This window comes from Alteromonas sp. Cnat2-8 (genome assembly GCF_022348355.1).
GTDB classification, from domain to species: domain Bacteria; phylum Pseudomonadota; class Gammaproteobacteria; order Enterobacterales; family Alteromonadaceae; genus Alteromonas; species Alteromonas macleodii.
On record NZ_JAKREX010000003.1, the window covers coordinates 685,576 to 700,829 of the forward strand.

The 15,254-nt window shown below is 39.2% G+C and carries 14 protein-coding genes and 1 pseudogene; 12 read left to right on the forward strand and 3 right to left on the reverse strand.

The window, feature by feature from the left end:
• Nucleotides 1–34: 34 nt before the first annotated feature.
• From MHN00_RS10770 to tnpB, 10 genes and pseudogenes are all read left to right on the forward strand, one after another.
• Nucleotides 35–928 carry an SMP-30/gluconolactonase/LRE family protein gene (locus MHN00_RS10770; protein WP_239301136.1) on the forward strand — a complete coding sequence of 298 codons (894 nt, stop codon included), beginning with the start codon at nt 35–37 and terminating at the stop codon, nt 926–928.
• Complete coding sequence (locus MHN00_RS10775) at nt 922–1,830, forward strand: glycosyltransferase family 2 protein (RefSeq protein ID WP_156078894.1); 909 nt, start codon at nt 922–924, stop codon at nt 1,828–1,830. The genes MHN00_RS10770 and MHN00_RS10775 overlap by 7 nt, the downstream gene beginning before the upstream one ends.
• Nucleotides 1,823–2,500 carry an acylneuraminate cytidylyltransferase family protein gene (locus tag MHN00_RS10780; protein ID WP_156078893.1) on the forward strand — a complete coding sequence of 226 codons (678 nt, stop codon included), beginning with the start codon at nt 1,823–1,825 and terminating at the stop codon, nt 2,498–2,500. The genes MHN00_RS10775 and MHN00_RS10780 overlap by 8 nt, the downstream gene beginning before the upstream one ends.
• Nucleotides 2,493–3,431, forward strand: coding sequence for a phosphoglycerate dehydrogenase (locus MHN00_RS10785; RefSeq protein WP_197040354.1), 939 nt, complete (start codon nt 2,493–2,495; stop codon nt 3,429–3,431). Before MHN00_RS10780 ends, MHN00_RS10785 begins: the two co-directional genes overlap by 8 nt.
• Nucleotides 3,418–4,173, forward strand: a complete 756-nt coding sequence (locus MHN00_RS10790; RefSeq protein ID WP_156078892.1) for an SDR family oxidoreductase — start codon at nt 3,418–3,420, stop codon at nt 4,171–4,173. The genes MHN00_RS10785 and MHN00_RS10790 overlap by 14 nt, the downstream gene beginning before the upstream one ends.
• A gap of 33 nt (nt 4,174–4,206) precedes the next feature.
• Entirely contained in the window at nt 4,207–6,630 is a 2,424-nt protein-coding gene (locus MHN00_RS10795) for a hypothetical protein (protein ID WP_156078891.1), read from the forward strand.
• Nucleotides 6,630–7,529 (forward strand): hypothetical protein, encoded by a 900-nt coding sequence (locus tag MHN00_RS10800; RefSeq protein ID WP_156078890.1) that lies wholly within the window; start codon nt 6,630–6,632, stop codon nt 7,527–7,529. Before MHN00_RS10795 ends, MHN00_RS10800 begins: the two co-directional genes overlap by 1 nt.
• 6 nt (nt 7,530–7,535) lie before the next feature.
• Nucleotides 7,536–8,843 (forward strand): hypothetical protein, encoded by a 1,308-nt coding sequence (locus tag MHN00_RS10805; protein WP_156078889.1) that lies wholly within the window; start codon nt 7,536–7,538, stop codon nt 8,841–8,843.
• A 400-nt stretch (nt 8,844–9,243) separates the two neighbouring features.
• A complete protein-coding gene (locus MHN00_RS10810) occupies nt 9,244–9,657 on the forward strand; it encodes an IS66 family insertion sequence element accessory protein TnpB (protein WP_239301138.1) in 414 nt (137 codons plus the stop codon).
• Nucleotides 9,618–9,827 (forward strand): annotated as a pseudogene (gene tnpB / locus MHN00_RS10815) (IS66 family insertion sequence element accessory protein TnpB); the annotation flags it as partial. The gene MHN00_RS10810 and the pseudogene tnpB, both read left to right, overlap by 40 nt.
• 269 nt (nt 9,828–10,096) lie before the next feature.
• Here the strand turns inward: tnpB and MHN00_RS10820 are convergent.
• The 3 genes from MHN00_RS10820 to MHN00_RS10830 are packed head-to-tail and all read right to left on the reverse strand — an operon-like array spanning nt 10,097 to nt 13,350.
• Nucleotides 10,097–11,089, reverse strand: coding sequence for a hypothetical protein (locus tag MHN00_RS10820; RefSeq protein ID WP_156078887.1), 993 nt, complete (start codon nt 11,087–11,089; stop codon nt 10,097–10,099).
• Nucleotides 11,086–12,366 carry a sulfotransferase domain-containing protein gene (locus MHN00_RS10825; RefSeq protein WP_156078886.1) on the reverse strand — a complete coding sequence of 427 codons (1,281 nt, stop codon included), beginning with the start codon at nt 12,364–12,366 and terminating at the stop codon, nt 11,086–11,088. The genes MHN00_RS10820 and MHN00_RS10825 overlap by 4 nt, the downstream gene beginning before the upstream one ends.
• Before the next feature lie 9 nt (nt 12,367–12,375).
• Complete coding sequence (locus MHN00_RS10830) at nt 12,376–13,350, reverse strand: hypothetical protein (protein WP_239301140.1); 975 nt, start codon at nt 13,348–13,350, stop codon at nt 12,376–12,378.
• A gap of 421 nt (nt 13,351–13,771) precedes the next feature.
• On the opposite strand from MHN00_RS10830, the gene rfbA reads away from it, so the two are divergent.
• Together rfbA and rfbC are read left to right on the forward strand one after the other, a co-directional pair.
• A complete protein-coding gene (gene rfbA / locus MHN00_RS10835) occupies nt 13,772–14,650 on the forward strand; it encodes a glucose-1-phosphate thymidylyltransferase RfbA (protein WP_239301142.1) in 879 nt (292 codons plus the stop codon).
• Between the two features lie 45 nt (nt 14,651–14,695).
• The gene (gene rfbC / locus MHN00_RS10840; protein WP_156078883.1) at nt 14,696–15,241 is read left to right on the forward strand and encodes a dTDP-4-dehydrorhamnose 3,5-epimerase; all 546 of its coding nucleotides are present in this window, start codon (nt 14,696–14,698) and stop codon (nt 15,239–15,241) included.
• Nucleotides 15,242–15,254 lie beyond the last annotated feature (13 nt).

Consider the following 15,254-nt stretch of genomic DNA (forward strand, 5'->3'; position numbering starts at 1 on the left):
GCCGAAGAAGAAAGCACTGTTTAGGTAAAAAAGAATGGAATTGATTAAAAAGCTCAGTTTAGGCATGACGCTCGGTGAGGGACCTGTTTGGAATAGTCCGCGTAGCTCTTGGATGTGGTTGGATATTCTTGAACAGAAGCTGTATGAGTTACCATTCGAAAACGACGTCGTATGCGAAAACCCTTGTGTCCATAGTCTCGGTTTTACTGGAAGCTGCATTGCAGTTCAGAATGAGACATCAGTGATTATAGTAGCTAAACAAGGAGTGTTTGAATACAATTTAGAAAATCGCTTGAGCAAATTGCTAGTAGATCTTGCGTTGCCGGAACATATTCGTACAAATGATGGGGTGACGTCACCTGATGGAAAACTTTGGTTTTCTACAATGGAGTTAAGTCCCACAGGTAGTTTTGGAGCTATTTACTGTCTAGATCAAAATATGAATATGAGCGTTTTCTGCGATAAAATCGGAATTCCAAACACATTCGTTTTTGATAGTAGCAATAATTCTTTCTTGCTTTCTGATTCATTAAAGCAACAAACCTATAGTTTTCCTTTAGATAACAATTATTATCCTAACGTTACAAAGAAAGCTTTGTATATGTCTACAGAGATGGAATCCTACACCCCGGATGGTGGCGCCATGGATGTTGAAGGTAACTTATGGTTGGCGTTTTGGGGAGCTGGAAAAATACAGTGCTTAGACCAGAAAGCAGACACGATTGCAGAAATAGAATTAGAGGCCTTGCACGTAACTAGCTGTTGTTTTGGTGGATCTAATAATAACTATCTACTCATTACCAGTGCTCAAGAGGGACTAAATGATGAGCAACTGTCTCATTATCCGCAATCTGGCAGCGTGTTTATATACAAACTTAATGTTACAGGTCAGTCGATACCAAACTATAAAATGGAAAACAGATGTTAGCGAGTATTGTCATAAGGACATACAACGAAGAGCGGTACCTTAACGAATTACTGACAGCAATTTCGGAGCAAAAAAACAATCTAGTTGAACATGAAGTTGTAATAGTAGATTCGGGTTCTACCGATAGAACATTGGAGATCGCTGAGAAACACAACTGCAGAATTACGCGGATAGAGAAGTCCGAGTTTACTTTCGGCCGTTCACTAAACATTGGGTGTGATTTTGCTAGAGGCGATTATCTAGTTTTTGTTAGTGGGCATTGTATCCCAGCGTCGCAAGATTGGCTCGATGAGCTATGCAAGCCTATGGTCGAAGAAGGAGTTGATTATTCCTATGGACGACAAATGGGTCGAGATACGACTAAATATTCGGAAGATCGTCATTTCGAAAAATGGTTCCCGGAATATTCGAAAATCCCTCAAGAGGGTTATTTTTGTAATAATGCTAATGCTGGAGTTACCCGAAAAGCCTGGGAATTATTTAAATTCAATGAAGAGTTGACTGGATTGGAAGATATGTACCTGGCAAAGCTTCTAGTGGAGGCTGGCAAAAAAGTTGCCTATGTGGCTACAGCACCGGTTTTTCATATTCACGATGAGACATGGAAACAGGTAAAAATTCGATACGAACGGGAAGCTTATGCTCTACAGAGAATAATGCCTGAGGTACATTTTTCGTTTTCTGATTTTGTGCGTTATTTTATTTCAGGTGTAATGGCGGATAGCGCCTCGGCTATTAGGGATAAAGTATTTCTAAAAAAGTTTAACGAGATTGTTCTGTTTCGGTTTTATCATTACTGGGGTACTTATAGAGGTAACCATGAACACAGAAAACTCTCGACAAAGATGAAAAAACAATATTTTTACCCATTGGACACCGAACGAGATTCAAACTATGACTAAGAGAGTTGTTGCTTTGTTACCGATGAAAGCAAATAGTGAAAGAGTTAAAGGAAAAAACTTTAGAGATCTAGCAGGAAAGCCCCTCTTTAAATGGATTTTGGATGAACTGTTGGCTGTAGATGCAATTGATCAAGTTGTGATTAATACTGACGCTAGGCATATTCTCGAAGAGAATGGTCTTCACGAGTCAGAAAGAGTAGTTATTCGTAACCGAAAACAAGAGTTGTGTGGTGATCTAGTTTCAATGAATCTGATTTTAGCTGACGATATCGATGAAATTGAGGCTGATACTTATATTATGACTCATACTACTAACCCACTAATCAGTGCAGATACAATTAGACATGGTCTAAATCTGTTCCACAATTCCCCTGACAATGACTCTCTTTTTACTGTAAACAAAATCCAAACTAGGTTCTACCGCCAAGATGGCAGTGCGGTGAATCACGATCCAGACAATTTGATTCGGACACAAGATTTGGAACCATGGTTTGAAGAAAATTCATGTTTATTTTATTTTACAAAAGATTCGTTTGCTAAAACCAACGCGAGAATTGGAGATTCACCAACAATGATGGTGACACCGCCTTTGGAATCGTTAGACATTGATGAACCCCACGATTGGGAAATGGTCGCCGCATTGGCTGAATATAGGAAGAAAAATGCATAAAATTTTAGTTACGTGTCCACCAATGCTTGGCCAATTTCAAAAGTTTGTGGAGCCTGCAAAAAAACTTGGCTTAGAGCTAGTCCCTGCTGAGACAACGCAAGTACTATCAGAAGAAGAATTAATAGCATTACTCCCAGATTTCGATGGATGGATTATCGGTGATGACCCTGCTACTAGGTCTGTTTTTGAAGCAGGTATTTCGGGACGCTTAAAGGCTGCCGTGAAATGGGGAATAGGCGTAGACAATGTAGATTTTAGCGCCTGTAAAGACCTTGGAGTTCCTATTACGAATACTCCGAATATGTTTGGTGGAGAAGTGGCAGATGTTGGAATTGCATTAATGTTAGGCTTAGCTCGACAAACTTATCGCATCGATAGAGGTGTTAGAGATGGTGATTGGCCGAAACCTGCCGGTATGAGTATTTCAGGCAAGCATATTGGAGTCGTTGGGTTTGGAGATATCGGTCGCAATTTAGTCAAGAGACTTTCCGGATTTGACGTTACAGTAACCGCTTATGACCCTGGTATAGATGGCAATCAAGGATTTGATTTTGTTGATCGTAAAGTCTTTCCAGATGGTCTTGGAGAGTGTGATTTCCTTATTTTTACTTGTGCATTGAATAGTCATAACCATCACATGTTGAACGAAGAGTCACTCGCGTTAATGAAACCGGGTGCCCGAGTTGTCAATGTGGCAAGAGGGCCGTTAATTGACGAAAAAGCTTTGATTCGTTCTCTAGAGTCTGGACATGTCGCAGCTGCTGCACTCGATGTTTTTGAAGTTGAACCCCTACCTATCAATTCTCCGTTGAGAAGAATGCCACAATGTATCTTTGGATCACACAATGGTTCAAACACTATTGAAGGTGTAGAGCGAGCTACGCTAAAGGCACTTGAAGAAATAGCGAGATTTTTAAGTGCAGAAGAGTAAAGTTAAGTGGGCCCTAATTACCGGGGCCAACGGGGGGATAGGGAAGGCATTAGTAAGGTGCTTTGCTGAAAATGGTTTCAAAGTCATTGCTACAGATATCACCGATTTTGAGGAATCTCACCCAAATACCGTTAATTACCAAATTGACCTAGAGCGTGTTGTAAATGATGAAGAATACGCGATAGCCTTCAAAGACCAAATCTTGAGTAGAACAGAGGGGCGTGGTTTGACGGCTCTCGTAAATAACGCGGCAATTCAAATTCTAGGAAGCGTGAAGAATCTTACTCGAACCGAGTGGTTGACCAGTATGAACGTCAATGTCGGAGCCCCTTTCTTTATGACTCAGCTTTTTTTAGAAACCTTGGAGCGTAATGAAGGCAGCGTCGTAAATATTAGCAGTATTCACGCGTTACAAACTAAACGGAATTTTGTTGCGTACGCAACATCAAAAGGTGCGCTGAGCTCCCTCACTAGAAATATGGCTGTTGATCTTGGTAATGCAATTCGAATAAATGCTATTGAACCCGCTGCGGTAAGCACCGACATGCTGAGGGCTGGGTTTGAAGGAAAAGAAGAACAATACAAGTTGTTGGAGGCATTCCACCCAATAGCACGAATAGCAACACCTGAAGAAGTTGCTAAACTGGCGTTATTTTTATGTTCCGAAGAGTCCTCTTTTATACATGGTGCTTGTATTAATGCAACAGGTGGTATTCATGGCTGCCTGAGTGACCCAGACTAAGAACACAATCAACTGATAATTTGGTAAATAAAAATGCTAATAACTAGCTTTTCTAAAAAAGTTAAGGAAAATAAGAGTATAAGCTCAATCTTGAGTGATGCTTTTATAAACTTGATGGGAGAAAAATTCGATGAAAAACGTTACTATAAGGACTATAAGGATGTAAAAAAGTCCAGATATAAAGCATTGGAGCACTTTTTTCACTATGGTTGGTTAGAAGGTCGAGAGGCTTATACTTTGACTGGAGGAGGCTTTAAAAGCCTTGTTTCAGAGAACATTATATTACACCTGCATAAGAAAACAGAATTAAATCAACAAGAATATCAATACCAATCACAGGTTATCGCAAATTTTATTGATTCAGCTTTCTATAATTCCCAGCTTGAAGACCCCCTTCCTGCTGAACTTTTAAGACATCATTACCTTTGCGTTGGGCGTCACCAAGGCATTCAGCCATGTGTGGAGTTCTCGATCGAATGTTATTTAAGTAAGTACGAAGATATAGCGCACGCAAATATTGATCCCTTTTATCACTATTGTGTTGCTGGATTCAACGAAGGACGATTGGCTTTGTCATTAACGTCTTTAGATGACATCAAAAATCTCTCTTCAGACATGATTACTCGCCTGACTGCTCAAGAATTTAATGAGGAATATTACATTGATTCGTATGAAGATATTTCTTCTTATGAGGGAACACCGTTTCAACACTATGTGTCAAACGGTTGGAAGGAAGGGAGATATCCTTCTTTAGCAGTAAAGAAATTCTTTAGCGACCAAGATTTGTATCGGTTGATCAGCGAGGGCATACCCCCTGTAGTAATTATGCTTCTCGGTCAGAGAGGACATTTATCTGGGCTTGAAGATTGTGAAGTCAAAGATCTAGCTCTGTATGGATCAATGGGAAGGCAAAGAGCCGATGCCGAGCCGATTATCAATGCACTGCAAGAATTTGTTGATCAAGACTACTATTACTCTTTGTATCCTGATGTCCAACAGGCCGATATGAGTGCTGTAGAGCACTATTGCCTGTTCGGTTGGAAAGAAGGTAAAGATCCATGCTTGGATTTTTCGACGAAGTTCTATCTACAGGACAATTTTGATGTACAAGAGGCTGGAATCAACCCGTTTTATCACTACATAGTTGCTGGACAGTATGAAAGGCGTTACGGGAAGCAACCGGGCGGACACAAGGCTAGCAGGATATGGGATGTAATACCTATTTCAGAAACCGTAGTTAACTGGAAACTGACTGAGCCCAACGATCACATAGTACAAGATTTATCATTTTTAGATACTGACAAAAAGTATGCGCTGGTTTTTTCCCATGATGACTATATTCAAAATACAGGTGGAATTCAGAAGTGTCTGAATGTCGAACAAGAAGTGGCATTGAGCCGAGGTTTAGTATATTTTCATTTATCTCCATACCAACCATCTCCTATATTGGCCGAAGAGCATAGCAATGCAGATAACTTTTTTTATCGACTTCTAGTTGATGGAGAATTCTTAGGGTATATCTGCCACACGACTCTTCAAACCTTTTTGTTGAATAGTTCATTAGTTTTTGAAAGAACTATTTTCCATGCGTTTCAGGGGTTGAGCCCTGAGTTAATGCTGCAACTAGTTGAGGCAGTTCAAAACGGAAACTCTTCGCAGGTCGACACATATTTGTGGATACATGATAGTTTTACGCTGTGCCCGAGCTTTACTTTACAACGAAATGGCGTTGACTTTTGTGGAGCGCCTAACCAAAACAGTCAAGCGTGTAATCTGTGTGTTTTTGGCGAGGAGCGCTCAAACCATAGAAGCAGGCTTATCAGGCTCTTCAAAGCGTTACCAGAGACTAGAGTTATTTGTCCGTCTGAATTTACAAAGACTTTGTGGCAAGAAAAAAGCGAGTTTGGTTTACAAAACGTGTTTATGGTGCCACACATGTCATTGATTCCTTCGAGCCCTCGTTCACACTCCCAAAGCACTAAGATCGCGTTTGTTGGCTTTCCTCATGCACATAAAGGGTGGGCTGATTTTGAACGCTTAGTTTTCAAAAACGTTTCCAGTTTGGGTGTTGAGTTTCTACACATTGGTTCAATACAGTCAGATATTTCACATCTCCCATTCCTTGAAGTTAATGTAACGAATGAAAACCCAAATGGAATGATAGAAGCGATTAAAAACGAAAATGTTGATATTGTTCTTTTGCCCTCCGATATTCCAGAAACGTTCAACTACGTCTGCCATGAAGCAATAATTGCTGGTGCAGCAGTTGTAACATATGAAAATTCGGGCAACATAGCGAGAGCTGTAGAGCTTTATGGTCAAGGACTAGTGGTCGAGGGTTTGAATGAATTGATGTCGGTTGTTGAGGACATTAATAATGGCCGGACATTGGGTCAAACTTATTATCACACATTTACATATAGTGACATGAGCTTTAGCAGTTTGGAGGCTTTATAATGAGAGTAGCTGTATATACGAGCTTTACTTTTAGTTATCTTGGAAAAGCGAGAGTGTTGGCGGAATCTCTCAAAAAATTCCACCCAGACTGGGATATGGTTGCACTACTCACTGATAAAGTGCCAGACAATTTCTCTTTTGACGTAGAGAAAGAGTTTTTTGATTACGTAATTTGGGGCGAAGACTTAGATATTCCAAACGTTTCGGAATGGATTTCAGAACACAATATAGTTGAAGCATGTACTGCGGTTAAAGGACCTACATTAGAAAAGTTAGCAACATCTGGTAAATATGATTATGTTATGTACTTAGATCCGGACGTTGCCGTGTTTAGTAGTTTGCAACCATTGATAGAAATGTTCAGCGATGAAGTAGAAGTATTACTGACTCCCCATCAATTAAGTCAAGAAGAACACGACGATCACATCGCAATTATTGATAATGAGCTTTCATCGACTAAGCACGGTGTATACAACTTGGGCTTCGTATGTATCGCTTCGAAAGGTGCGGGGTTAAAATTTGCAAATTGGTGGTCTGAGCGTTTAAAAAAATACTGTCGTGATGATATCCCTAATGGTATGTTTACAGATCAAAAGTGGTGTGATCTAGTGCCTGCATATTTCGATAACGTCAAAATCGTAAGAGATCCCGGCTATAACGTAGCCAGTTGGAATATTAGCCAAAGAAAAATCGAGTTTGATGATCTAGGGAATATCTTGGTTAATGGCTCTAAATTAAAATTCTTTCATTTCACTAAATTAGGTCCTATTGGTAGAAAAATGACCGAACGATATGCGGGAGATAACTACCAAGTTTACGAACTGTGGAAATGGTATGAACGAGAGATAAATCGTAATACGCCAAAAATTAAATTTGACTGGCACTACGATAAAAGATAATTATTTATGATTTTACTATTAAAAGATTTAACAATCGAAAGTTGCGAAAAAGCCTTTTTTGGTATTAATGACATAGAGGTGGATATTGTTTGTGATACAAGAGTGTTGTCGAAAATTAGCGACGACTACTTGGCTGCAAATGAGTGCATTCGAGAATACTTGAAACGTTATTTTAGTGCTAATAAGTTGCCTATTGTTTTGAACGGTGAACAGTCTAACTTTAATAATCTTACTCTTTTACAAAAAATCGATGTGTCATACAGAGACGGTTCTTCTAACTTAATTGAACATTTCGACAAAAGTGCTGTTCAGACTTTTATACATTCAAGAAGAGCATTCGCGATTGCAAAAAAAATGAACTTCAATGATATTGTTGATTTGTTTTACGAATATCACTCTAGAGAATGGTTTGAGGCGTTCGACGGTGCGTTGGGTAATGAGAGTCCATTCAATATTTCTAGCGATAAGTCTGCGAAAAAAATCGGCAAGCATTATTATATACACGAGGGCACGAATCTCTGGAATAGAGCATGGCTAACAGTTAATAAGTGGGATGAGCGTTGGGACAAGCAGTTAAATATTTGGCAAAACCAGTTTTATAAGACAGAACAAAAGTTAGTCGAAAAAGCTACTGAAGGTATGGTCTGCCTAGTTGTTCCTGAGAAAGACACTATTGCAAGATACGAAGGAGTGGATTTTACCGACGGAAATATGCTGCCAACATTGTTTGTAGAAAATTTGGCGGAGAAGTTGACCAAAGCCAAGTTTTTGTTTCCCATCATTCCTCTGTTGAAAAACAAAGACCATCTTCGGTATGAATTACCCGATTCTCATTTGAGTGCATCGGATTACTGGGCAATATTTAAAGAGATTTTAAGAAAATTCTCGTTAATACATGTTCTTGACCAAGTAACTGTATCTTTTGATTTCAGAGAAGAGCATGGAGATCTGGGCTCAAAGTTTCCTGATAATGAACTGAGAAAACAAAACCTGACAATTGAATATACTAATTCAAGCGACCCTTATGTGGTCGATGGTGCTTTTCAGTTCCAAACTCCTCTCAGAGACTCATACGTTAAATGGAAAAATGACACCCCCCTTATTAATAAAAGGGTTTTGTTACTAGGGGACTCACATTGTAGTATCGGTTCTTCTCCATACTTAACTTTTATTTTTTCGAGTATTTTTTCTGAAGTCACATTTTACTGGAACTCTTATCTTTTGAATGATGTCGCCGGTATTGAGATGTCTGAATGGGATATAATTGTTAGTGAGATTTCTCAAAGGTTTGTTTGTCCAAACTTAGATGCTTGAGAATTTTTATCAATAATGTGCTATGAAATGAAGTGAACCTAAAAAATCAGATATTGTTCTAAGCAACTGTTGAGACCTGATTTCGATACACTATCGAGTTAGTCATTTCGGTTTTAGCCTTGTAAGTAAGTCCTTATAATAATCACCATATCCTTAGATTTTTCGAAAAAGTTCATTAGTAACTTTAACTACGAAAAATATCTTCGAAAAATTGTTGCTAGTTCTAGGGGAAGCTAAAGAACTATGATGTGCTGCTCTGAGTGTAAGGTGACGAAATCAATCCCCGAAATAATAAAATGCCTGATGAGATAAATCAGGCATTTTAACCGCACGAAACATGGTGTCCGTCCGGTAATCCCCGCGTTCAATTCATAAGTCAGCTACGGCATGGTGTTCTTTTTTGCTAAGGAGAATGACCATGCAGCAACATCAACGAAGAGACATCCAAGACTGGCTCAATCTATTTGAACAACAAAAGCAAAGTGGACTCACCGCGGTAGAGTTTTGTCACCAACAGCAGATTAATGTTCAAACTTACTACACCAGGCGTCGTGATATTCGGTTACAGCGAACAAGCAGAAAGTTCGTTCAGGTGAAACGTGAAGTCACGAAGGTTGAATCCTACACCGAAGCAACGGGTGGCGAACTTCTCCTGCAACTTGGAAATGCTCAACTTACCGTGCCAACAACTATTAATCCTCACTGGGTTGCTACTGTGATCAAGGCATTGGTCGAATTAAGATGTTCGTTGAGTCTGCAGATATCTATCTGTACATGGATATTGTCGACTTCCGTAAATCGATTAACGGCTTGATTGTCGTGGTTGAGCAGGAAATGAACCTCAATTCGTTTCTCGATGCGCTGTTCGTCTTCTGTAATAAAAAGTGCGATAAGGTCAAAATACTCTACTGGGATAAAACGGGCTTCGCACTGTGGTATAAACGTCTCGAGAAGCATCGTTTTAAATGGCCTGTTGATGCTAACTTACAGCAGATGCATGTGAGTGAGCAGCAGCTACAGAGACTGTTATCGGGCTACGATGTCATAGTGTCCAGTTCCCCATTAATGAGACGGAGTCATCAGGGTAAAATTTGCTGTGGCAGAACACCACTAGAAACATTAGTCGATGGGAAACAGACTTGGGCTGTGAAGAATCTAGCTCAAATCTAATCTGACAGCGGCACCTTGAAAACCGAGTAACTGTCAGCTCAAGTCTGAGCTAGTACACATTAGTCTATAACTCGAATTTTCAGTTATTTCTGAAGTAGTAAGCCTTTCTTATCAAGAAATTCTTTATAATCTAAATAGTTACGCAAGCAATTTTCCTCGACATAGTCGATGTGTTCTTGCGTCATATTTGTATAGTGACCAATGTTCTTTGCTGAGTTCTCTGGAGTAAAATAGTGTCGAAGTTTAGTCCTTTTACCAATCATTTTTTCAACATACTTGTTGCGGTATTCCTCGTCTTGCACCAAATGTTCAAATTCATGAACAAAGTAATGCTCTTTTATAAGCTCAAAATAAGTCTCAATTTGCTTTCGAGCTGAGTTTAGTTGAGCATTGTAGTGGATACAGTGATTTTTAACCGTTTGGTCTGTGTGTCCTAACTTATAGTGCCTGTTGAAATCATAGGTAGTATCTCTTGGGTCTCTAAGAATCGCTGATGTTATACCCTCCGGAATAAAAGATGCCAATAACGGAAAAGCGCCAGGTGGGTCGTTCTTTAAACCTAATACCTCAACTTTCTCACCATCTCGAAACAGTAAATTAGGATTTGCCTCAACAATACTTTTTAGCCCCATTAGCCAAGTTGACGTTGCCTCACGGGCTAGACCTATCAGAACGTTTAACTCAACATTATTTAGGTTTTCAGGAAAACCTTCGAACGTCTCATCGACCAAATCGGCGTAGGTGTTTCCATAATGAGCGTTTAGAGATTGTCGCATTTCAAGATGCAAATTAGCGCCAAAGTTAAGTTCTATACCTTCTCCAGGCTGGTTACCTTTTAGAGAGTTGATAAGTTCTTTTTTACTTGGTAACTCTTTTGCTCCATTAAGTCGAGCAATAACAACACCACCTATAGAATGCAGGCATTTTAAAACGCCAATTTCATGATATGCTGTTTTGCCGTGGTGGGTTTGTTGCAGAGGTGACAAAACGCCAAATACTCCCTCGTAATCGCACAACACGTCTACTTGCGATGTGCATCCAGTGTTGCCATATCCGCAAACATTTATGAATTTCATTGTTGCCTCTTTGTATTCTCTTCAATTATCTGTGTCAGTCGCAAAACACTGTTTTTGTGTTCTTGCTGTTCTTGGTGGAATAGTTGCTGAGTTTCAACTAACCCTTGGTACGTTTTATTGTAGAGCTCCCTCTCGTTTGCGAGTGTTTTTAAGAGATCCTCTACTTCTTTCGATTTAGTCTCTAATTCTGTCGTAAGTTTAAGCAGTTCCTCATTACAGCTTTGTGAGCTCTGTTCTAATGGCTGGTTCTGTTCTAGATAGGATTTGAAATTTGCAGACAAACTATTTAATGCTTCGTGTGTTCCCTTGTGTTCTATTCTTTCTTTTTCAAGAAGTTTATTCAAAGTGTCAACTTTTTTCTTTAGTTCATCATTTTTGTTGGTCAGTTCTACAGCATTGTCGAACTTGATTTTTTCTATTTGTCCGGTTAGTTCCCTTATGGGCCCATAGATAGAACTGTAACTTAGTTCGACAGATACTGTCTCAAACAATGACGCAAGTTCTTGTACGCTGTCCAAATTAATACTGTGTGCAAATAACTTGTCAATCGGAGTAATGTCTTTCGAGTCCTCAATTTTTCCTTTACTCCGATACAGTTCCCTCGTAAACGTATTTTGGATTTTCTTATCGAGTACATTTTTGTCAACCTGTAGCCCCACGAACTTACCTAGTTCCTTGACTACAGCCTCTGGTTCACGAATCAAATCACTGTGTTTGATTAAAATGGTACTTTTCAAATGTGCTTTTTTGAAAAACGTTGAATAATAATCGAACCATACGAGTTTAGTTAACGTAAGTGAATTCCCAACCCGGAAGAAATCTGGGTTTCGACGTACGCGTGTTTGCTGTGACAATGCGACTTCTTGAGGATCTCTATATAATAGTGCATATGCTGTAGATAGATTATCAAATGACTCAAATACCATTTCCCAAAAATCAATTAGTAGAGTAATTCTTGGATCTTTGATAACTATTTTGTCAGAAACTCTTAATGCAAGGGAAACCGCTTCAACAGCTCTATTGAAGAAATCTGTTTCTTTTAGAGTAATGAGATCTAACTCTGTCTTACTATTTAATGAGTACCATGAAATTCCCAAATAACGGAACAAGTCATCGTTGATACCAACTATATCGAAGTTTTCGAAATAGCCCGTAGGATTTTCCTCATCCTTGTAGTCAGCTATTTCACCGATATTCAAGCCGATAGATTGAGTTAAATCTGTGAATATTGACGTTCCAGACCTATGCATACCGACAACTACTAAACACTGGTTCATAGATTAAACCTACCTAAAAAATAGACCCTGACTATTGACGAATTGCTTGAAATCTTCGTAGACAGGCAAGCTCAATGCGCTAAGCATGTCTATTTGGTTTTTATCTAAACTTTTGTAAACATTGACATTTTTCCTTGAATTCGTTTCATTAAAAAAGAGTCTGAAGACATTATTATTTTTGCCAATCATTCGTTCGGCATACTTCTTCCTATGACTATCGGATGATACAAACGTTTCGAAATCATGGACAAAGTAACTATCTCCAATATGGTCCCTGTATCTTAGAATTTGCGATTTAGCTGAGTTTAGTTGAGAATTATAATGCCTGCTGAACCATTCAATGTTGTCTTTTGAATATTCCATCTTGTAATGTCGTAGAAAATCCCACCCTGTATCCAGAGGATTTCTCAATATTGCTGACGATACGCCATTTGGCAGTAATGAAGCAATTAATGGAAACGCTCCTGGAGGATCGTTCTTTAACCCTATTATCTCACATTCGGGGTTTTTCTTTAAAATTATATTGGAAACGCCCTCATACCATTCTTGAAACATAGCTCTAACGATAGAAACAAGTTCTAATGTATCCATTTGATTGTAGTTAGCGGGAAAATAAGATACTGCTTTATCTACCGTAGCAATGTAGTCTTCTCCTAGTTCACAACTGAGTAATTCTCTTTTTTTTAAATGAACTAGCTCACCATGGGACATTTCATCGTAGCCAACAATAGAATGGCCAAGTAGTGAAAGCCTCAAAGACTCTTTTGTAATATTTCTATTAAGTTTGTGCGTACTATTTATGATCAAGCCTCCAAAGGAATGAACACATTTAAGAACACCAAACTCTTGGTACGGAGCCAAGGTAACAGCTTTGTTACGGCTCTGATCTTGTAATATTCCTCTGACACCTGAGAATTCGGAAAGATAATCTGCTTGAGAAGTACATCCTGTGTTTCCAAATCCACTTACGTTTATGATTTTCATGTAATTTTAATATCATGTATTTGTTTAGTCTCGAGTCCCGTAATCTACAGCAAAGTGATAGCACTGCCAAATGCACTAAGATGGCGCTTGTTTCGAAATCTTACTAATTGTGTAGCCAAGGCTATTTATCTCCATTTCGTTATTACCTCTTACACGAACAAACTCGACTGCACCATAATACTTAGTCCAAATTGTGCTTTTTTTGGGAAAATGCCGTTACTTCCATATCCCTCGGGTAAACATATGACATCATAGTAACTATCGGAGCTTGGATTTTTCTTGTCGTCTTTATACAGTATACTCTACTCAGTTTGTGTGTTGGGATTACAAAACATGAATACCATAGGTTCGATTTACTATTTCTGATAGTCGCATGAGCCATAAAAACAATACAGAATAAGAATTAGTTACGGAGCATAAGATGAGAAAAGGAATAATACTGGCTGGAGGGTCTGGCTCGAGGTTGCATCCGCTTACAAAAGTTGTGAGTAAACAACTAATGCCAATATACGATAAGCCTATGATTTATTACCCTTTGGCAACGCTAATGATGTCCGGTATACAAGATATACTTATTATTACTACTCCACAGGAACAAGCGAGATTTATAGATCTAATCGGTGACGGAGCCAGCTGGGGGTTGAATATCCAGTATGCCGTTCAACCCTCTCCAGACGGTCTGGCTCAAGCGTTTCTTATTGGCGAAAAATTTATCGGACGAGACAAATGCGCTTTAGTACTTGGGGATAATATTTTTTATGGCCATGACCTAGTTCACTCTTTAAAAAGCGCACACGCTCAAAATAACGGAGCGACAGTATTTGGTTACCATGTACAAGATCCTGAGCGCTACGGCGTGGTCGATTTTGATGAAGAATGGAATGCTTTGTCAATCGAAGAAAAACCAACCGAGCCCAAATCAAATTATGCAGTAACTGGGCTGTATTTTTATGATAACAATGTTGTTGAATATGCTAAAGAAGTGAAACCTTCAGCAAGAGGTGAGCTTGAAATTACTGATCTTAACAATATGTATTTGACGGCAGGCAATCTTAAAGTCGAGTTGATGGGGCGGGGCTCAGCCTGGCTTGATACAGGAACTTTAGATAGCCTCCTGGATGCAGCTAATTTTGTCGCGGCAATTGAAAAGAGACAAGGCTTAAAGATTTGTTGTCCTGAGGAGGTTGCTTTTAGAATGGGTTACATTGACGCAGAACAACTTGAAAGATTGGCCGCTCCATTAAAGAAAAGTGGCTATGGACACTATTTGATGAAGGTTATTAGTGATCGAGTTCGATAAACACTCAATGCCTTCTATATTACCTCTATTAATTTGGAACCTTAAATGCAAGTTGTAAAAACCGACATTCCCGATGTCAAAATAATTGAGCCAAAAACTTTTGGTGATGAGCGAGGTTTTTTTCTTGAAACGTTCAGAATGGATTGGTTCAAAAACGAATGTGCGGACGTCGTTTTTGTTCAAGACAATCATTCAAAATCTATCCAAGGGATTCTTCGTGGCCTTCATTATCAGATGGAGCAAACTCAAGGTAAATTAGTACGCGTAGTTAGCGGCGAAGTTTACGACGTAGCTGTAGATATGCGTAAAAACTCACCTACTTATGGTAAGTGGGTAGGTGTTACTTTATCTGCAGAAAATAAACGTCAGCTTTGGGTGCCAGCGGGTTTTGCTCATGGTTTTTACGTAACCAGTGAATCGGCTGAGTTCGTTTACAAGTGCACTGACTACTATCACCCGGAATCTGAAGTCTCGGTAAAATATGACGACCCAACTTTGAATATTGGCTGGCCTTTGGTAAATGGCGAAAAACCTTCTTTATCTGGTAAAGATGAGGCGGGCTTGGCATTTATAGACGCACCTACGTTTTAATTGTATTGAGTAC